16 protein-coding genes are annotated in these 19,167 nt (G+C 40.8%); 5 read left to right on the forward strand and 11 right to left on the reverse strand.

The window, feature by feature from the left end:
* Nucleotides 1-92 precede the first annotated feature (92 nt).
* The 4 genes from AC1D0K_RS13025 to AC1D0K_RS13040 all read right to left on the reverse strand — a co-directional run bounded on the left by AC1D0K_RS13025 (nucleotide 93) and on the right by AC1D0K_RS13040 (nucleotide 5,610).
* Entirely contained in the window at nucleotides 93-1,394 is a 1,302-nt protein-coding gene (locus AC1D0K_RS13025; RefSeq protein ID WP_477392388.1) for an anthranilate synthase component I family protein, read from the reverse strand.
* A 64-nt stretch (nucleotides 1,395-1,458) separates the two neighbouring features.
* Nucleotides 1,459-2,736 (reverse strand): adenylosuccinate synthase, encoded by a 1,278-nt coding sequence (locus AC1D0K_RS13030; RefSeq protein WP_477392386.1) that lies wholly within the window; start codon nucleotides 2,734-2,736, stop codon nucleotides 1,459-1,461.
* A gap of 45 nt (nucleotides 2,737-2,781) precedes the next feature.
* On the reverse strand, nucleotides 2,782-3,249 hold the full coding sequence (locus AC1D0K_RS13035) for a Fur family transcriptional regulator (protein ID WP_295711183.1): 468 nt from the start codon (nucleotides 3,247-3,249) through the stop codon (nucleotides 2,782-2,784).
* 138 nt (nucleotides 3,250-3,387) lie between these two features.
* Nucleotides 3,388-5,610 (reverse strand): RelA/SpoT family protein, encoded by a 2,223-nt coding sequence (locus AC1D0K_RS13040; protein ID WP_295711185.1) that lies wholly within the window; start codon nucleotides 5,608-5,610, stop codon nucleotides 3,388-3,390.
* 110 nt (nucleotides 5,611-5,720) lie between these two features.
* On the opposite strand from AC1D0K_RS13040, the gene AC1D0K_RS13045 reads away from it, so the two are divergent.
* The 3 genes from AC1D0K_RS13045 to bshB1 are packed head-to-tail and all read left to right on the forward strand — an operon-like array spanning nucleotide 5,721 to nucleotide 7,575.
* Nucleotides 5,721-6,335 (forward strand): DUF4294 domain-containing protein, encoded by a 615-nt coding sequence (locus AC1D0K_RS13045; protein WP_477392383.1) that lies wholly within the window; start codon nucleotides 5,721-5,723, stop codon nucleotides 6,333-6,335.
* A gap of 2 nt (nucleotides 6,336-6,337) precedes the next feature.
* Nucleotides 6,338-6,838 (forward strand): glutathione peroxidase, encoded by a 501-nt coding sequence (locus AC1D0K_RS13050; RefSeq protein WP_477392381.1) that lies wholly within the window; start codon nucleotides 6,338-6,340, stop codon nucleotides 6,836-6,838.
* A gap of 14 nt (nucleotides 6,839-6,852) precedes the next feature.
* Nucleotides 6,853-7,575, forward strand: coding sequence for a bacillithiol biosynthesis deacetylase BshB1 (bshB1, locus tag AC1D0K_RS13055; RefSeq protein WP_477392379.1), 723 nt, complete (start codon nucleotides 6,853-6,855; stop codon nucleotides 7,573-7,575).
* Between the two features lie 78 nt (nucleotides 7,576-7,653).
* Here the strand turns inward: bshB1 and AC1D0K_RS13060 are convergent, their stop codons facing one another.
* The 3 genes from AC1D0K_RS13060 to AC1D0K_RS13070 form a co-directional block, all read right to left on the reverse strand.
* Nucleotides 7,654-8,091, reverse strand: coding sequence for a hypothetical protein (locus AC1D0K_RS13060; protein ID WP_295711192.1), 438 nt, complete (start codon nucleotides 8,089-8,091; stop codon nucleotides 7,654-7,656).
* Between the two features lie 199 nt (nucleotides 8,092-8,290).
* Nucleotides 8,291-9,622 carry an L-lysine 6-transaminase gene (gene lat, locus AC1D0K_RS13065; RefSeq protein ID WP_477463067.1) on the reverse strand — a complete coding sequence of 444 codons (1,332 nt, stop codon included), beginning with the start codon at nucleotides 9,620-9,622 and terminating at the stop codon, nucleotides 8,291-8,293.
* 357 nt (nucleotides 9,623-9,979) lie between these two features.
* On the reverse strand, nucleotides 9,980-10,867 hold the full coding sequence (locus AC1D0K_RS13070; RefSeq protein ID WP_477393586.1) for a 1-aminocyclopropane-1-carboxylate deaminase/D-cysteine desulfhydrase: 888 nt from the start codon (nucleotides 10,865-10,867) through the stop codon (nucleotides 9,980-9,982).
* Nucleotides 10,868-10,940: 73 nt separating this feature from the next.
* Between AC1D0K_RS13070 and AC1D0K_RS13075 the strand changes: the two genes are divergently transcribed.
* Nucleotides 10,941-11,981 (forward strand): RluA family pseudouridine synthase, encoded by a 1,041-nt coding sequence (locus AC1D0K_RS13075; protein WP_295711198.1) that lies wholly within the window; start codon nucleotides 10,941-10,943, stop codon nucleotides 11,979-11,981.
* A gap of 158 nt (nucleotides 11,982-12,139) precedes the next feature.
* Nucleotides 12,140-12,976, forward strand: coding sequence for an aminotransferase class IV (locus AC1D0K_RS13080; RefSeq protein ID WP_477393589.1), 837 nt, complete (start codon nucleotides 12,140-12,142; stop codon nucleotides 12,974-12,976).
* A gap of 123 nt (nucleotides 12,977-13,099) precedes the next feature.
* Here the strand turns inward: AC1D0K_RS13080 and AC1D0K_RS13085 are convergent, their stop codons facing one another.
* The 4 genes from AC1D0K_RS13085 to AC1D0K_RS13100 all read right to left on the reverse strand — a co-directional run bounded on the left by AC1D0K_RS13085 (nucleotide 13,100) and on the right by AC1D0K_RS13100 (nucleotide 19,150).
* Nucleotides 13,100-13,507: a hypothetical protein gene (locus tag AC1D0K_RS13085; protein ID WP_477393591.1), complete on the reverse strand. Its 408-nt coding sequence runs from the start codon at nucleotides 13,505-13,507 to the stop codon at nucleotides 13,100-13,102.
* A 31-nt stretch (nucleotides 13,508-13,538) separates the two neighbouring features.
* Nucleotides 13,539-14,333, reverse strand: coding sequence for a DUF3050 domain-containing protein (locus AC1D0K_RS13090; protein ID WP_477393593.1), 795 nt, complete (start codon nucleotides 14,331-14,333; stop codon nucleotides 13,539-13,541).
* Nucleotides 14,334-14,602: 269 nt separating this feature from the next.
* Entirely contained in the window at nucleotides 14,603-18,241 is a 3,639-nt protein-coding gene (locus AC1D0K_RS13095; RefSeq protein ID WP_477393595.1) for an ABC transporter permease/M1 family aminopeptidase, read from the reverse strand.
* Between the two features lie 21 nt (nucleotides 18,242-18,262).
* Complete coding sequence (locus tag AC1D0K_RS13100) at nucleotides 18,263-19,150, reverse strand: ABC transporter ATP-binding protein (protein WP_477393597.1); 888 nt, start codon at nucleotides 19,148-19,150, stop codon at nucleotides 18,263-18,265.
* Nucleotides 19,151-19,167 lie beyond the last annotated feature (17 nt).

Here is a 19,167-nt window from a genome sequence, read left to right on the forward strand (position 1 = left end):
AGAAGCATGGCGAATAATAGATCCTTCACTATCGTTCAGGATGACAAAAGGTTTTTACTGCAGAAAACGCCATAGATTACTTAACAAAGCCCTTATCTTCCCAAAACTTCTAAAACGGCCTGGGCTTTAAGCAAACACTCCTCGTATTCTTTTTCAGCATCGGCGTGGTAAGTTATCGCGCTACCCGCATGGAAGGAAAGATAGCCATTAGCCGAATTGTATAATAACGAACGGATCACTACATTGAAATCAAAATCATCATCGGCACTCATATACCCTACCGCACCCGAATAAACACCACGCCTACTACGCTCATATTGCTCCATCAGCTGCATCGCGCTTACTTTGGGAGCTCCAGTCATGCTACCCATAGGAAAAGTGTTTTTAATGGCCTCTATGACCGATAATCCATCCTGAAGTTCACATACCACCGTCGAGATCATCTGGTGTACTTGTTTGAAACTGTATATACCAAACAAATCCTCCGTTTTAACAGTACCCTGCCTGGCCGATTTGGTAAGGTCATTACGCACCAGGTCAACAATCATAACGTTTTCCTGTAATTCTTTTGGGTGATTGCGCAGCTCCTCTTTAGCCTCCTCATCGGCTTTAAAATCAGCTGCTCTTTTGGCTGTACCTTTTATGGGCTGCGAAATTAATTTGTTCCCGCGCTTAGCCATGAACCGCTCGGGCGAAGCACCAAGAATATAATTATCCTTCCACTTAAAAAAGGTAGCGAACGGATTGGGCGAAACGCTGTTGAGCTGTAAAAATATGGGGAATGGATTGATCTTTATATCCGTGGCAAAAAACTCCTGGCAAAAATTGGTTACATAAATATCGCCCCGGTTAATGTGTTCCTTTATGCCATTTACCGCATCAATATATTCCTGTTTACTAAAACGGGCCTGCAAATCAATGTTAGGCTGGGCGGTGTTGTCATTTAATTCCTCCTGTTCAATGAGTGCTAAAACCTGCTGCTCATCATCACTTATGATCTCTACTTTTTCATCTTTAATAATGATGAGATGTTTTGGCGAAAAGAAATAAAGATCTGGAAATTGCAGGCCGTCAGCATTTTGGGAGGATAGTTTTTCAACTTCGTTTTTCAGATCGTAACCAAAAAAACCGGTGATCCAGCCCTGATTTTCTTTGCGAAAATTTTCCAGTTCATCAAAAGCATTGCCTGCATAAGCGGTAATCTCCGCCTTAGCACCTATTGCTATCAGGGTATCAAATTTAGAATACGGATCATCAAAGCCGTTGGAGTCAAGGTAACATACCGCGTTAAATGATTGGGCCCATTGTAAGGCTTTATGCTTAAAATTTTGCAGATGATCTACCTGTACTATCACCTTGCAAAAATAACCAAGTAAATGAAAAAAGGCCGGCATAACCGACCTTTTAATAATATTATGTTTTAAAGTTTGTGTTGATACAAACCTGCAGCGGGTTAAATTAGTGCAACACTAAAGTTTGTTTCCTGTCTGGTCCTACCGAAAGGTATTTTACAGGCACGCCCAATTCTGCTTCAAGATAATCAATGTACAACTGCAGTTTACCAGGGATCTCATTTAATTCGGTGATACCTGTTAAATCCTCGTTCCATCCATCAATTTCTTTTAATATCGGCTCCGGACTAACCGAGCAGATGTCATAAGGCATATAGTCGATTTTTTCACCTAAATAGTTATAGTGCGTACAAGCGTATATTTTATCAAAACCACTCAATACATCGGCTTTGGTCATTACCAGTTGGGTAACACCATTAAGCATAATTGCGTACTTTAATGCCGGCAAATCAATCCAGCCGGTACGGCGTGGCCTGCCTGTAGTAGCACCAAATTCATGACCTATGCGGCGCAATTCTTCGCCTGTTTCGTCCTCCAGCTCTGTTGGGAACGGACCGCCACCTACGCGGGTGCAATAGGCTTTAAAAATACCTATCACATCACCAATTTGCTGTGGTGCTATACCTAAACCGGTACAAGCGCCGGCTGCAGTTGTATTTGATGAAGTAACAAAAGGATATGAACCAAAATCGATATCCAGCATAGCGCCTTGTGCACCTTCGGCCAAAACCTTTTTGCCTTTTTTAATATAGTCGTTTACCAAATGCTCAGAATCAACCAACGGAAATCCTTTAATGAACTCTATGGCTTCAAAAAATGCTTGCTCACGCTCAGAAAAATCTGCAACCTCACCGTACATGGCCTGTAGCATAGCAGTATGCTTATCAACCAGTTTCTGGTAACGTTCCTTAAAATCGGGCAGGGTGATATCGCCAATGCGTAAACCATTCCTGCCGGTTTTATCCATATAGGTTGGTCCTATACCTTTTAAGGTTGAACCAATTTTACCTTCGCCCATTTTCTTCTCAGATGCAGCATCCAGCAATTGGTGGGTTGGTAATATCAGGTGAGCCTTTTTGGCTATCAGAAGATTCTTTTTAGCTAAAAGATCATGACCTGCATCTTTCAGCTTATCAATTTCCTTTTTAAGTGTAATAGGATCTATCACTACACCATTACCAATAAGGTTCATCGTGTTTTCAAAAAATATACCTGAAGGAATGGTATTCAAAACGAATTTTTTACCGTCGAACTCCAAAGTATGCCCTGCATTAGGGCCACCCTGGAAACGTGCAATCAGGTCATAACCTGCGCTAAGCACATCAACAATTTTTCCTTTACCTTCATCGCCCCATTGGAGGCCTAATAATACGTCAACAGCCATTTATGTTATTGTAAATTCAGTACTTAAATAAGAAAGGTGGCAAAGTTATATTTTTCTGTCACAAAAACCTGCTCTTAATTTCTCGCAGTTTCCATAAAGATTTAAAGAGTGGTGATTGATTTCAAATTTCAACAATGTGCCCATCATGCTTTGGATCTGCTGTATACGGGGATCGCAGAATTCAACCACTTTGCCGCAGTCGATACAAATGATGTGATCATGCTGCTTGTAGCCGTATGATTTTTCAAACTGTGCCATATTTTTACCAAACTGGTGTTTGGTAACCAAATCACATGATACCAACAGCTCAAGCGTGTTATAAACAGTGGCACGACTAACACGGTATTTTTTATTTTTCATGTGGATGTATAATGATTCCACATCAAAGTGATCTGAGCGAGAGTAAATTTCTTCGAGAATAGCAAAACGCTCTGGCGTTTTGCGCAGGTTTTTATTTTCAAGGTAGGCCTCAAAAATTTTTTTAACCAATGCTATAGTATCCGGCTGGGGCATAATAGTCTGTTAAGCAGGCAAAGTTATTAATAATTTGTTAAGATAGAGGTAAGAGTCAAGAATCAAGAATTAAGACATTTTTCAATGAAAACGCTTTCCCGCCGTCTTGATTCCTGACTCTAATTTCTTGATTCTTCCTCAAGATGCTTTTTCAATAGCCGAATCAAACCTGTTTACGCCGGTAACACCTTTAATCAATTTTATTTTCTTGATCAGGTTTTCGAGGTGATTGGTGTCATTTACATACACCATGATTGATCCTTCAAAAATCCCATTGTCGCTATCAACAGTAATAGAGCGGATATTCACCTTAAAATCCGTTGATATAACTGTTGTAAGCTTATTAATGAGGCCAACTTCATCAATACCGGTTATCCTTAAACCGGTTAAAAATGCCAGTTCCTGTTGGTTGGTCCAGCGGGCTTTTACTATACGGTAGCCGTAATTGGCCATCAGTTTGGCGGCGTTAGGGCAATTGGTACGGTGAATTTTAATACCATCGCTAACGGTTACAAAGCCAAACACATCATCACCAGGAATTGGGTTACAGCAATTGGCCAGCTTGTAGTCAATTTTCTGCATGTCCTCGCCAATCAGCAGCATATCGCTGTCTTTTGATTTCAGGTTGCGAATAAGGCTTTGAACCTGTTCCTGCTCAATTTTATCCTGCGGCTTGTTTTCAACAATTTTCTCAAATGCCTGGTATTCTTTCAGGTCCTTCATATCAATAACACCCTTCGCGATGTTATAAAACAGATCCTGGGTAGATTGCAGCTTGAAAAAATAGCTGAGCTTATGTATATTCTCAGAATTGTAAGTGATCTTGAGCGATTTCATTTTGCGCTCCAGTATCTCCTTGCCATCCTCAGCAATTTTACGTTTCTCTTCTTTTAATGCCGATTTTATTTTGGCTTTGGCTTTGGCAGTAACCACAAAATTAAGCCAGTCTTCTTTAGGTGTTTGCTTACCTGATGTAATGATCTCCACCTGGTCGCCGTTTTGCAATTTGTAGCTTAATGGCACCAGTTTATGGTTCACCTTGGCGCCAATACAGCTGGCTCCAACGTCGGTATGAATCTCGAAAGCAAAATCAAGCGCGGTAGCATTTAATGGCAATTGGATGAGCGCTCCCTTTGGGGTAAAAATGAAGATCTCATCGCTGAAAAGGTTCATTTTAAAATCATCAAGAAAGTCGAGCGCATTGGAGTCGGGATTTTTAAGCATATCCCTCACCTTTTGCACCCATTGATCAAGGCCGCTATCGGTTGATGATTCCTTATATTTCCAGTGAGCGGCAAAGCCTTTTTCGGCAATCTCGTTCATCCTTTTGGTACGTATCTGCACCTCCACCCATTGGCCCCGTGGGCCCATAACGGTAGTATGCAATGATTCGTAACCATTTGCTTTGGGCGATGATATCCAGTCACGTAACCTATCGGGATTTGGGCGGTATTGGTCGGTAACTATACTATAAGCTTTCCAGCAATCAGCCTTTTCCTGATCAGGGGCACTATCCAGAATTATCCTGATGGCGAACAGATCATATACCTCCTCAAAAGGAATAGATTTTTTCTTCATCTTATTCCAAATGGAATGGATGGATTTTGGGCGGCCAAAAACATCAGCATGTAACCCCTGGCCTTCCAGAACCTTGGTTACCGGTTCAGTAAAATCGCGGATAAATCTTTCACGCTCGGCCTTTTTTTCATTCAGTTTCTTTTTGATGAACTGGTAGGTTTCCCGCTCCATGTATTTCATGGATAGATCTTCCAGTTCGGATTTTATGGTGTACAAACCCAACCTGTGCGCGAGAGGGGCATACAGATAAACGGTTTCTGACGATAGTTTAAGCTGCTTATCACGGGGCATAAACTCCATGGTACGCATGTTGTGTAACCTATCGGCCAGTTTTATCAGGATAACCCTGACATCATCGGCCAGGGTGAGCAGCATTTTACGAAAGTTTTCGGCTTGTAAAGAGCTGTTGGTATCAAACACGCCCGATATTTTGGTTAAGCCATCAATGATTTTGGCTACCTTTTTACCAAACTCCATCTCAATTTCATCCAGCGTTACGTTGGTATCTTCAACCACATCATGCAGCAGGGCGCAAACTATTGAAGTGGTACCAAGGCCAATTTCTTCGGCAGCAATTTGTGCAACGGCAATAGGATGGTATATATAGGGTTCGCCGCTTTTACGGCGCATGTCTTTATGACTTTCAAGGGCCATATCAAATGCCTTGCGAATCATTCGCTTATCGCCCTTTTGCAAGGTTGATTTACAGGCACGTAGTAAAGCACGATATCTTTTTAATATCTCATTTTTTTCTGCTTCCAGATCAATCACTATCTCTTTCATATATGAATATATGTGGTAAAAAAAATGGATAAATCCGTAATAAAAATTATTATTACAGATTATATTTAAATACCACAAAAATTTGCTTTAATTTTGTATTAAGTAAAATTATGAAATTTATTGGTTTTCTGTTGATGTTTTGTTGCATTATGGGCGAGGTAAAAGCCCAATCAGATAAACCTGCACCTATGATTGTAGGCAAAAATGATACCATAAGAGTTGCGGTAACAAGTATTGACGGAGAATTGGTTCCGTGGGTGGTATGCGCCCCTGTAAGAATTGTTGATACCCGAATATTTGCCAGCGATGCCGACAGAGATAATTACCGCCGTTTAAGGTATAATGTGATGAAGGTGCTACCGTATGCCCGTTTTGCAGGCCAGCGATATGCTAAACTACAACGCGACCTGGCACTTACCGGCGATAAAAAGAAGCAGAAAGAGCTGATTGGCACCTGCGAAACAGAAATTAAAACATTGTTTAATAAGGAAATAAAAAATCTGACAATTAGTCAGGGTGAAGTTTTAATCAAGTTAATTGACCGGGAAACCGGCACTACCAGTTATACTATGGTTAAAGAGCTTAAAGGTGGTTTTAAAGCATTTATGTTTCAATCCGTAGCCAGTATATTTGGCCACAACCTTAAAGAAACTTACGATCCTGAGGAGCAGAGAGATATCGAGGCCATCCTTACCCAGGCCGGATACAATTCCACTAACTTCTAATAATGGATACTACAAGCGTCTACAAGTTTAACGTTCAAAAGTTAAACGGTGATGAAATCAGTCTATCGGCTTATAAAAATAAAGTACTTTTAATTGTTAACACCGCTTCCCAATGCGGCTTTACCCCTCAGTATAATGATCTTGTATCATTAAAAGAAGCCTTTATTAATACGGATTTTGAAATACTCGCATTCCCTTCAAATGATTTTGGCGGCCAGGAGCCGCTGGAGGGTGCTGCTATTGACGCTTTTTGTGAAAACATGGGTGTAAACTATCCGGTATTTGATAAGATAAGGGTACGCGGACCATTTGCCCATCCTTTATACCAGTTTTTTGCTGATAAAAAAGAAAATGGCACGCTTAAATCAGTCCCGAGATGGAACTTTCATAAATTTTTAATCAACAGGGACGGCCATGTTACTGACTTTTATTATCCCTTTACCAAACCAACATCTTCAAAGATCAGGAAGAAAATAGAGCGTCTTTTATCAACCGCTCAATAACCACAAATACAATAATGAAATTAGATATTTTAGTTTTATCGGTACACCCTGATGACGCAGAACTTGGCTGCGCAGGCACCGTTTTGAAACATATAGCCATGGGCCATAAAGTAGGCATCGTTGACCTTACCCGTGGCGAGTTAGGAACGCGTGGCTCGGCCGAGATCCGCGAGCAGGAAGCTACAGCGGCGGCAAACATATTAGGCCTTGCCATAAGAGAAAATTTAGGCATCCCCGATGGCTTTTTTGAAAACACAAAAGAATACCAGCTACAGGTTATCTCTACAATTCGCAAGTACCAGCCCAAAATTGTAATTACCAACGCTTATCATGACAGGCACCCGGATCATGGCCGGGCTAATGAGCTGGTTGAGCACTCAGCATTTTTAGCAGGCCTGCGCAAAATAGAAACCGTTGACGACAATGGTGAACCGCAGCTGGCCTGGCGCCCAAACCTGGTACTTCACTTTATACAGGATAATTATATCAGGCCTGATATTTTAGTAGATGTTACTGAATATTGGGACAAAAAAATAGAAAGTATCCGTGCTTACGGCTCCCAGTTTTTTAATCCTGAATGGAGCGATGAACCCCAAACCTACATATCCTCGCCCGAATTTATTAATGTGGTGGCTGCCCGTGCAAGCGAATTTGGTAAAAGCATAGGTGTTAAATATGCAGAAGGCTACACAAGCAGGAAAATTTTAGGTGTAGATAATTTATTTGCTTTAAAATAATATATTATTTAACTATAAATAAACAAGCCGCTAATCTTTAATAAGATAGCGGCTTATTTTATAATATTAGTTAAATATTTAAGCTTTAATATATTCAAAACGATTATTCTCATTACTTCTTTCTCTTCTTAGTTTATTTTCGTTCGCAAGCTTTAAAAGGATGCCCGATAGTTCAGAAGTTTTAAAGTCGGAGTCAAACTGATCCTTACAATAAGTGGCAATTGATGATATGGAACGCTGGGTATCAAAGAAATCGGTACTCAATAACTGGTTCAATATTTTAGTTGCTCCTGGTTTTTTTCGGCCCGGCGTTGCAAAGTTTTCATCCTCTGAGCGCATCCTACGGCCTTTTTTGCTAAAAATCTCAGATCCTTCAGCATCTGCTTTTTCGCCCTCAATCATTACATCCAGTAGCCTGTCGATAATTCTTACCTGTACAGCTTCTGATTGAAATGAGTTAACAACTTCTGCTACCTCAACAAGTTGTTTTTTTAATTTCTCTATATGTTTGCTCATGATGAATTAGATTTGATCTAATAAAGGATAGTACAAATTTAATCCGAATAATAATTAAAAATATAGCCTATTTTGGTAAAAAAATAGTTTATATTATTAATTTGTCCTTTCCAGGATGATTAATGTCATAAGCAAATATTAAATACTAAGACTGTTTCTGTGTTGATTATTAACAAACAGAGTTACTTATTGCACTATATTACAGTGATTTAGATATTTTTTCTAACATTTCTAAACCTGTATCTATATGTTTTTTTTCAATAATAAGGGCCGGTCTGAAACGAATACTCTTTTCGCCACAACCTAAATACATGATATTATTATCTAAGCCTTTGTTGATGAATGCATCACGCCTGTTTTTATCAGGAAAATCAAAGGCTGTTAATAAACCTTTGCCCCGCACGTTACTTATTATAGGAAGCGTGCCGGCGATATCACTTAACCGGCTTTGTAAGTATTCGCCCATCTGAGCCGCATTATCGCAAAGGTTATCTTCTTCTATCACTTCCATGATTTTTGATGACCGAACCATATCAACTAAACTACCTCCCCAGGTAGAGTTAATCCGTGACGAAACATGGAAAACATTGTTCTCTACCTCATCAACGCGGTTGCTGCAAAGTATACCACAAACCTGCATCTTTTTACCAAAGGCCAAAATATCAGGCCTTGCCTTTTCCCCAAAATGTTCATGGCACCAAAATTTACCCGTAAGGCCTACTCCGGTTTGCACTTCATCATATATCAGCATGGCTTCATACTCATCGGCAAGTTCTCTGAGTTTTTCTAAAAACTCTTTGCGTACATGGTTATCACCACCTTCTGATTGTACAGGCTCTATAATAATTGCACAAACATCATCCTTGTTATCTTCAAATGCTTTCCTGATCTGCGCTACAGAAAGTAGTTCTCTTTGCAGCAAATCCTCATGATTACCATCACTGTAAGGAAAATTCATGTAGGGTACAGATACGCGGGGCCAATCAAACTTGGCAAACCATTTAGTTTTATTGGGCACCGTATTGGTTAAACTTAATGTATAACCAGAGCGACCGTGAAAAGCATGCTCAAAGTGAATCACCTTAAAACCACGCTCTTTGGTATAACCTTTGGCAAAGTTTTTTTGAACCTTCCAGTCCATAGCGGTTTTAAGCGCATTTTCAATAGCCAACGAACCTCCCGCTATAAAAAAAGCATGCGGCAAATAATCAGGAATACCCACCCGCGAAAAAGTTTCAACAAACTGAGCATATTGCGTGGTATAAATATCAGAGTTTGATGGGTTGGTTAACGCTGCCAGCATCAGGTTTTTTTTAAACTCCTCATCGTTCAGCATTTTGGGGTGATTGTAACCTAAAGGCACCGATGCAAAGCATGTAAAAAAATCAAGCAGTGTACGATCATTCTTCGAATCATAAATATACACACCCTTACTTTTTTCCATGTCAAAAGTGAGATCGAAGCCATCGGCAAGTACATGCTTCTGCAAAGAAGCCTGCACGTTTTGGGGAGAAACAAGTAGGTTGTACATATTAATTTTGGTTTACACAAATTTAATAAAAAGCCCCAAAAAACCAAATTTAGGCGGTTTTTGAACCGATTGACAAAAAAGTAACTTTAAATTGTTTAAAGTTACTTTTTGTACCAAAGGCCAAACCGGTACACCAGATTTTGACAAAAAAACTTTCACCTTACATCAAAAAAACTCCTTTTTCTGATGGATTTTAATATTCGTTTGAGAAGAAATTTCAAAATTGTTAATCGCTCAGGAGCCGAGCAGCCGGCAAATATGGACCAATGACTTTATTATTTTGAAGATGCTACCAATACATCATCTAAAATCTTCACATCTGAAATTTGCACATCTGTAATCTGCACACCTGCACATCTAAAACCTATCCTTCATCCCCAGCAAACCCCAGATGCCACCACTGTGTATAGCCAATATTTTGCTTCCGGTTTTAAAATAGCCCTTGCCGATTAAATCATATAGCGCATATACCATTTTACCGGTATAAATGGGTTCAATTACTATCCCGGTGGTGGCTACAAATTGTTTTATAAAACCGATCAGCTCATCAGTAGCTTTTCCGTATCCTCCAAAGTGATAATCGGTATGAAGAGAGTATTCAGCGGGAGCAGTTAAAAACCGGTCAATCTCATCCTTTATAAACCCGCCATTTTTAAAAACAGGTACCGCGTTAAATTGGGTTTTTAGCTGATGGTTGTTTAGACCGTTAATAATGCCGGCCGCAGTAGTTCCGGTTCCGCAGGCGCAAAAAATATGATCATAGGCATCTGTAAGCTCGTCAACCAGCTCGCTGCAGCCAAGGGCCCCTTCTGCAGATGCACCGCCCTCATCAATAAAAATGGCGTCCTCATCATCTCCGAAGTATTTGTGAAACAGTGCTTGTTTATCCCGATAGCTATCCCGATCTGTAAACATCAATTGCATGCCGTGCAGCTTGCATAAAAACAGGGTATCGTTTTTAACTTCTTCCCCCCGCACAATACCGGTAGCCTTAAACCCAAACTTTGCGGCTGCGCCTGCGGTAGCCAGTAAATGATTGGAGTAAGCCCCGCCAAATGTTACCAAATGATTTTTCTGCTTGTCCTGCGCATTTTTAAGCAGGTATTTTAATTTACGCCATTTATTGCCAGATATCATGGGATGTATCAGATCATCGCGTTTTAAAAAAACTGTTACACCATGCTCATCAAATAAAGGGTTCGTGACCTGGTGTACCGGACTAAAAATCTCCAAATCAATATTCATAAAATAACCTGTACTTAATGCTATTGCAATATTACACTTAACCTACACAAAAAACGATTACTTTTGCCCTCAAATGGCATACGAACCCGAGCTGATAGAGCAGGAAGAACAGGATTTATTTGAGCACTTACGTATTGTGGTTGACAAGGGTCAATCCCTGTTGCGTATTGATAAGTTTTTGATGCATAGGGTGGAGAATGCATCGCGCAACCGTATCCAAAACGCTATTGAGCTTGGTAATGTGCTGGTGAACGATAAGCCCATTAAAAGCAGCTACCGCGTAAAACCCTTAGATGTAATATCAGTAGTATTGCCACATCCGCCGCGTGATACGGAGGTTTATCCCGAAAATCTCCCCATTAATATTGTTTACGAGGATCACGATGTATTGATTGTGGATAAGGCCGCAGGTATGGTTGTGCACCCCGGTTATAATAACTACACCGGCACATTGGTTAATGCATTGGTTTACCATTTTCAGCAACTCCCTACCCTGCCGGGTAATGATGGAAGGCCAGGTTTGGTGCACCGGATTGATAAAGACACTTCGGGGTTATTGCTTATCAGCAAAAACGAGCGCTCTATGAGTTGGCTGGCCAAACAATTTTTTGATCATAGCATCACCCGTAAATACATTGCTTTGGTTTGGGGCGATCTGGAGCAGGATGGCACGGTAACAGGCTATATTGGCCGCAGCATTGCCGATAGAAGGGTAATGTCGATATATGATGATCCCGAAAAAGGAAAATGGTCTGTAACGCATTATAAAGTATTGGAGCGTATGGGTTATGTTACCCTGATTGAATGCCAGCTGGAAACAGGCCGCACGCACCAGATCCGGGCACATATGCGCCACATTGGCCATCCGCTTTTTAGTGACGCAACTTACGGTGGTGATAAAATTTTAAAAGGCACCGTGTTTAGCAAGTACAAACAATTTGTTGAAAATTGTTTTGAGCTAATGCCCCGGCAGGCACTTCACGCGCAAACGCTGGGCTTTTTACACCCCACACTTAAAAAACAGATCCTTTTTGAGTCGCCTCTGCCACCCGATTTTGAAAGCGTGCTGCTAAAATGGCGTAAGTATACTACAGATGTGAGAAATGAGATTTAAGATAGGAGAAAAAACAAATGAACAGACATGATCATTAAACAAAGTCTCAAACCTAATATCCAAAATTTATATATTAAACGTTAGATAGAAGATAAAATCCAACCGAATAACAAATTAGTTTACACCAAAAGTCAAAGTCTAAAATCTTATATCTAAAAATGACGCCTGTGCTTATCAATTTTAACGGACAGATACTTCCTCAAAATAGTCAGCTGCTTACAGTAGCCAATCGTGCCTTTAAATACGGAGATGGCCTGTTTGAGAGTATGAGCCTGATGAAAGGACAGCTAAAGTTTGCCGCGTTGCACGCCGACCGCCTGCAACGCGGCATGAAGGCTCTTAAAATTGATGGTTACTCGCAAATGGATACCTGGTTTTTGAAGGAGATTGTGGAGGAGCTGGCCAAACGGAACAAAGCAAAACATGGCCGGCTACGTTTAACTGTTTATCGGGATGCCGAAGGATTGTATACGCCTACTCAAAATAAAATGGGCTACTGCCTTGAACTAACCGCATCTGATGAACCCCGTTATTTTTTGAATGAGAAAGGCCTCATCATGGATGTGTTTACCGAGCTGCCTAAGCCATCAAACTACCTATCCAACATCAAAACCTGCAACTCGCTTATTTATATAATGGCGGGGATCTACAAAACGCAAAACAAGCTGGATGATGTTTTCCTGTTAAACCAGAATGGTTTTTTATGTGAAGCCAGCAGCTCCAACATATTTATCCATTACCAAAACCATTTATATACCCCGGCGCTAAGCGAAGGCTGCGTAGAAGGCGTAATGCGCCAGGTAGTGATCAAGCTGGCACAGGATAATAACATTCAAATTACCGAAGCCCAAATAAACCCCGATATATTATACGAGGCCGACGAGGTGTTTTTAACCAATGCTACCCGCGGTATCCAAACCGTAATGGGCTTTGGCGTAAGGCGCTACTTTAACAGGATAAGTAAACAGTTAATGGATGAGTTGAATAAATTGTGAGTGATAAGTCCACGTTAGATAGATTCAATAAATTATTTAATCCGATAAATCCCAGCTAAGACGATAGAATAAATCCAAAATCGAACATCCGAACTCTAAAGTACATCAATCAATTAGCCGTAATTACAACTGTTCTTCGTAAATAAAGAAATGGCCGGTTTGGGGATCTTCCTCATATAAATTGCCGTTATCTGGTTTTGACCGCCAAACATTCAAGCCTGTTTTATTGATGAACCACGATGGTGCGCCGTGAGGTAGCCCCGGATTATCGCTTGTGATATGTAGATGGTTTTGTTTAATAAAGGCTAATTTCCATTCCTCCGTTGGTGCCAGTTCCAGATAAAGAATATACTCGAGGGTAAAATGTGCCGATTGCCAGTATTTACCATTGATAGCCCTCACATTTTGATCTGGTTTTTGGCCCGCCCATAGCGTAAAGCTTTGTTCTGCGCTGTTAGAGGTTTTTTCCCAACAGCCGCTTAAGGTAAAAATTAGTAAGAAAGGTAATAATACTGTTAAAATACGTTTCACGGTAAATCGATCTTTGACCAAATATAAGCTTTTACTCCGCTACTACCGGGGTATTGATAGCGGAAAGTATACCGTCCCAAAGGTTGATGCGTTCCTGTAAAGCTTCTTTAACGGCTATAGTAGCTTCTTCCCATTTGTTATCGTCATCGCCACAAAGTTCGGCTGTCATTTGGTAGGCTAACTGCGAGTGGTGGTCGCCATCAACTTCAATGTGGCGTTCCAGGTAATATAACAGGATATCAACCTTGCCGGGCAGTTGTTTGTTAATCTCTTTTACAATGCTCACAAACATACCTGGTATCAAATCTTCGCGGCCGAAGGTAAATACTGCTGCCTGCACATGATTTTTATTAGTGCCAATAACATCAAAAGTATGCTGCATAAAGTTACGGGTAGCCAACGGAATCTCCGCAATGATCAAAGCTTCATCAATGTGCTTGCCAAAGTTTAACTCATCAAACAGGTTGTTAATGGCTATTGCCTGGCTGCCGGCTTGCTGCATGGCGCGCAGGTACAGCTCAAAATGGCTGGTACGGTTACCCTCTTCGTCTACATCACTTTCTTCGCCGGTTACAATTTCATTAATGAGGTAGCGTGTGTTTGCATTCCCGGTTGGCATCCATGGTGTAACCGTACAGGTAAGTTTTTGCTGTAACGATTTTAACAGCGACATAAAATCCCAAACAGCAAATACGTGGTGATCCATAAAAACGGTAAGCTCATCAAGGGTATTGATGTTTTTATAAAGCTCATGTTGTATTAATTGATCACATAAAGGCTTAATCTGTTTTTTTAAAAGTTCAATGCGGTCGCTGTAATTTGCCATGGGGTAATAAAATTATGAAGCCGCAAAAGTAGCAATCCAGTTTGTTAAATAACAGCAAGTTGCAGTTTTTGACTTTGGGTTGATGGGACGTGAGTTAAAAATGATTTAAAGTAGCGGCAAATTTTATTATTGCCACAAATAAATATGGTTGTTGTTTTAGATACCCATAAAGCATTTTGATAAAAAAGCCAGCTACTTATAAAAGCAGCTGGCTTTTTAATTATAGTGCAATGCTATCAGGCAGCGTAAAATTCAATGAATCATCACGATTAAAGATCTTTCGAATTATCATTAGGCATGCGGTCAATCAGTTTGTTATATGGATCTATACCCACATTTATTGGTTTGCCTTTAACAATAGCAGTTATGGTATGCGCGCCAGCCGTTAATTTATATCTTTTAAAGTAAAGCGGATTTGTAACCATGCGTCCTTCCTTATTAGTACTGTTAGCAGCAAATACCCCTATATCAATATAATCGTTCATGTTCCTAGCCGGTATATCATTGCCCTTTTTATCTATCCAAACCTTTTCAACATTTACCTTTAAGGTTACCTTATATTCATTTTTGTTTCCTGTTGGTACAGCTTTGGCTTCGGTCACCTTATTATCGTACAGGGTGATTTTTTGCCACGTATCGGTTAAATAATATTGCAATGAATCGGGCACGTGCTTTTGCAGGTATCGGTACAAGTCATTACTGCCTGCAAAGGGTGGCTTACTTTTAAATTGATAAGCATCTTTAAACTCGCGCAGGGCGGCGTTTAAACTATCTTCGCCCATGAGGTCTTTCAACGTGTAAAGCACTAAACCTGCTTTGCCACCCCATTCAAACCATTTATCAGCCTTTATTAACGGGTGTTCTTTGTCTTCCATGCGCCGCCTGATAAACGAGTAAAAGTCAATCTGATCTAACAAGATCCATTTCAGGTTATCTTTTCCGTATTTCTTTTCGGCCATCACCAGGGCACTGTAGGTTGCCAATCCTTCCGGAATTACCAACGACCCTACGGTACTATTAGGTGCTACCTGGTAACGCCACCACTGGTGGGCCAGTTCGCGCGTGGTATTAAAATAGCAAAAGTCAAACTGGTTGGGGTCTTTAAAATCAGCGTTCCATGCGTAATACTCGGCATAGGTATCCATGGTATTCAATGAAGCATCATGAGGGCCATATACAGAGGTTTCGGCCAGGCGGATGTTTTTAAAAGGGTATGGCCCAAAAGCTGTAGAATAATAACGAAGACCATCTTTATATGCCGCCATAAACCGTCCTATATTGGCATTATGAGCAGGATGATAATAGATATTGATATTAACTTTATGATCAAGCTGTACACTATCATGCAATGCCGAAAACTTTGCCGATACAATAGCTAATGGAGCATACATACCGGGTTGCGTTTGTACATAGCGATAATAATTCCGGCCATTTTGCTGCCATTGTTTTTGCAGTTCGCCGGGTGCTATGGCTGTTTGATCGCCTGATGTGCTCACGGTAATATCTATGCTCAGAAGATCAGAAGCGCTGCCCGATTTTAGCGTGCTAATACCAACCGGGTTGTTCTGCGCAATTTCATCTTCATGCTTCTCTGGCAGGCCATTTTTTTTACGCACGTAGTTGCTGTTCAGTTCGTCATCGTCATCATAACCTATACCGGGCAAGCCTCCGTTAAAAAACGTACCGTTATGCAGTCGGTTTTTAGCATACAAACCATTTTCAAAACCTTTATGGGTAACAGATGAATTAATCTCGAACACCGCCGAATCGCCGGGAGCTAATGGTTTTTGAAACTGGTACAAACGAAAATCGGCTGTATCCCGCTTTGGCCTGAACCAATTGAACATCCCCCTTTGGTAGGTTAAAGGGTAAGTAAACGGCACCGGTTTACCATCTATTTTAATGGAGTAATCAGCAAGCTCATCGCCATCCATCAGCACCTTTGAAATAGGCTTATCCGTTCTGTTAAAAACGGTGATGAAGGCCTTTACAAATTCTTGCTGCTTATCGGGGAATATATCCGCATTTATCACTATACGAGTTACTTTGGGTAGCGGCAGGCTGGCATATTTTTTTAACGTTTTTTCATAAATAATGGCCCTGCTCTCATTTTCGCCCTGGGTTAAAAAATTGTTTAAATAACTTATATTATAATAATTGTAAGCGCCTACGGCTAAGAATGCCATTACTAATACGGCAGTGAATAACTTAGTTTTAGCATCAAACCGTTCGCCCAGCAACTGAAGGCGTTCCTTAAATGAACTGGTAACGCCACGATAATAAAACAGCGCCGAAAGGATGATAAGCAGACCGCCAAAAAGCAGCCAGTACAGGTTAAACCAGTATATAGGTTTCAGCATATGACCCAATCCGTCCATATCCGAGATGCCGTACCAGGGTGTATAGGAATAAATGAGCAGGTTATAGTTAAACATGCCCGTTACATTCAGGAAAAAAACCAGCACCCAAAAGGCTACCCCTACCCCATGTGCCACAAATTTGTTATTAATAAGCACATGCACCATGTATGAGAATATAACCATCTCCAACAGGCGGGGCATTACAATAGTGAACACGTAAACCAAATAAAAAGACAGGTTATAGTGATAAAATCCTTTTGCAGTTTGTACCACCAGCCCTGTTATTAAGGGAACCAGCGATAATCCAAATCCAATAATGAGCAACGCGATGAGTTTAGAGCCATTTAGCACCCAGTTTGGCGGCGGCAGAGAATCGTTAATGAAAGCATACCTGGTTATCCTGTCGCGGTGAAGCGTTTCGCCAGTGTAAAATATAATGATGAAAAATATGAAGAACGGGAATACATCATTAAATATATCCATCAACATAATGGTACGCGGAAAATAGGATACACCAAACTCGGTATTACCCATCCAAAAAACAAAACCCAGAAAACCAACACCGCTTAATAAAATGATCCAGAAATAATTATCGCGGATAATATTGGTTAACTCCACCTTGGTAAGACTAAACAGGGTATTGCGGTTATAGGAGCCCGAAAAACTAACTTTGGAGTTTAAGATGAGCGAACGCTTTACTTTTGATACTATATCATCAATAGCCGATTTATCCCGTTTTCCGCTAAAAAACCGTTCAAAATTAAAACGCACATAAGTAAACAACAAAATTACTAACCCTACACCTGTCCACAGGATGCGGTTAAATAAAAAGGCACCTTCAATGGGGAACAGGGTGGTGTTTTTTTGAATTGAAGTTGCGGTACCCGAAAGCAGGCGAACCGCGTTAAGGCCAAAAGGATCGGCATTAATAATTACCGTGGCATTATTGGTGTGATTAAGGAAAAAGATGGAAAGAAAATAGCCTAAAAACAACAGAATACCACCGCTGTAGATCACCTTTACATTGCGGGTAAGCGCTACTAATCCAAAAAACAATGAAGAAGTAAAAAACAGGTTTGGGAGCGCCATGGTAAAAAACGGGTGCAGATAATACACCAGCTTATTAGGGCCGTACTCCTTAGGGTCTTTCCAGCCCATTAAAGGACCAAGTTTAGTACCTATATAAGCCCCAATTATAATAGAGCTTGCTATAAAAAACATAAATAAAAACGAACCCAAATATCTACCCCAAAAATAGCCGGCTTTGGTGATGGGATAAGTAAGGTAATAGTCTTTGGTATTGTATTCAATATCGCGGTATAATGCTACCCCCATAATGGACGAGCTTACCAACATCATAAGCATGGTGATACCCGAGCACCAAAGGGCAATTACATAAGGCGCATTAATGTGTTCTTTTTCGCCTAAAGGTAATGAACCGGTGGCAAAGGTCATTACGGTAAAAATTAGCGCGGCCGCAAAATACAGGTACACCGCGGGCCTCCTGAGGCGATTTTGCACCTCGAAAATAAATATTTTCCAGAACATATTGTTGTGATTTAAAGAGGGTTAAATGGTATTAACATCTACACGGGTAGCAATATTGCTGAAGTAAACATCCTCAAGGCCAGGACTTACCGCTACAAAACCATTGCCCGGGTCAGTATCCTGTATCACGCGGATATGTAGTTTACCTATTTTTAACTGTGTAGATATCACCGTAAAATCGTCCTGGTAAAAATTAAGGGCCTGCTTACTGATGGCTTTACTAAATATTTTACCTTCCAACTCATTTACAGCAGTATCTGGTTGGCCTGCATACAACACCTCGCCCTGGCAAATGATGGCAAAGTTGGAGCAAAGCGTGCTTACATCTTCAACTATATGGGTTGATAGGATCACTATCGTATTTTCGCCCAGCTGACTTAGCAGGTTATAAAAGCGGTTCCGCTCTGCTGGGTCAAGTCCGGCGGTTGGTTCATCAACAATGATGAGCTTAGGGTTTCCTATCAGTGCCTGGGCAATGCCAAAACGCTGTTTCATACCACCCGAATAGGTGCCAAGGTGCTTCTTCCTGTCTTTTGAAAGGTTCACGTTTTCAAGCAGGCTGCCCACCAGGTCCTTCCGTTCGCCGGCGTTCCCAATCCCTTTAAGCTGGGCAATGTGATCAAGCATCCGCTCGGCAGATATTTTAGGGTAAACCCCAAACTCCTGCGGCAGGTAACCTAATAATTGCCTTACTTCGGTTTTATTTTTCAGTACATCCAGGTCATCCAAAAAAACGCTGCCTTTATCCGCCTCCTGCAAGGTAGCTATGGTACGCATCAGGGATGATTTGCCCGCTCCGTTTGGTCCCAGCAAACCAAACATGCCATTTGATAAGGTTAGTGATACATCCTTTAAAGCATGCACCCCATTGGCATAGGTTTTTGAAAGTGAATTGATAACTAATTTCATAAGTTGTAAGTGGTTAG

Source organism: Mucilaginibacter sp. P1_A3 (assembly GCF_056406855.1).

What these genes read in the sequence shown, in the direction of transcription:
- AC1D0K_RS13025 (WP_477392388.1), bottom strand. Translation starts at nt 1,394, where the DNA reads ATGCCGGCCTTTTTTCATTTACTTGGTTATTTTTGCAAGGTGATAGTA.
- AC1D0K_RS13090 (WP_477393593.1), bottom strand. Translation starts at nt 14,333, where the DNA reads ATGGCAAATTACAGCGACCGCATTGAACTTTTAAAAAAACAGATTAAG.
- AC1D0K_RS13080 (WP_477393589.1), top strand. Translation starts at nt 12,140, where the DNA reads ATGACGCCTGTGCTTATCAATTTTAACGGACAGATACTTCCTCAAAAT.
- bshB1 (WP_477392379.1), top strand. Translation starts at nt 6,853, where the DNA reads ATGAAATTAGATATTTTAGTTTTATCGGTACACCCTGATGACGCAGAA.
- AC1D0K_RS13070 (WP_477393586.1), bottom strand. Translation starts at nt 10,867, where the DNA reads ATGAATATTGATTTGGAGATTTTTAGTCCGGTACACCAGGTCACGAAC.
- AC1D0K_RS13045 (WP_477392383.1), top strand. Translation starts at nt 5,721, where the DNA reads ATGAAATTTATTGGTTTTCTGTTGATGTTTTGTTGCATTATGGGCGAG.
- lat (WP_477463067.1), bottom strand. Translation starts at nt 9,622, where the DNA reads ATGTACAACCTACTTGTTTCTCCCCAAAACGTGCAGGCTTCTTTGCAG.
- AC1D0K_RS13075 (WP_295711198.1), top strand. Translation starts at nt 10,941, where the DNA reads ATGGCATACGAACCCGAGCTGATAGAGCAGGAAGAACAGGATTTATTT.
- AC1D0K_RS13035 (WP_295711183.1), bottom strand. Translation starts at nt 3,249, where the DNA reads ATGCCCCAGCCGGATACTATAGCATTGGTTAAAAAAATTTTTGAGGCC.
- AC1D0K_RS13050 (WP_477392381.1), top strand. Translation starts at nt 6,338, where the DNA reads ATGGATACTACAAGCGTCTACAAGTTTAACGTTCAAAAGTTAAACGGT.
- AC1D0K_RS13040 (WP_295711185.1), bottom strand. Translation starts at nt 5,610, where the DNA reads ATGAAAGAGATAGTGATTGATCTGGAAGCAGAAAAAAATGAGATATTA.
- AC1D0K_RS13030 (WP_477392386.1), bottom strand. Translation starts at nt 2,736, where the DNA reads ATGGCTGTTGACGTATTATTAGGCCTCCAATGGGGCGATGAAGGTAAA.
- AC1D0K_RS13060 (WP_295711192.1), bottom strand. Translation starts at nt 8,091, where the DNA reads ATGAGCAAACATATAGAGAAATTAAAAAAACAACTTGTTGAGGTAGCA.
- AC1D0K_RS13095 (WP_477393595.1), bottom strand. Translation starts at nt 18,241, where the DNA reads ATGTTCTGGAAAATATTTATTTTCGAGGTGCAAAATCGCCTCAGGAGG.
- AC1D0K_RS13100 (WP_477393597.1), bottom strand. Translation starts at nt 19,150, where the DNA reads ATGAAATTAGTTATCAATTCACTTTCAAAAACCTATGCCAATGGGGTG.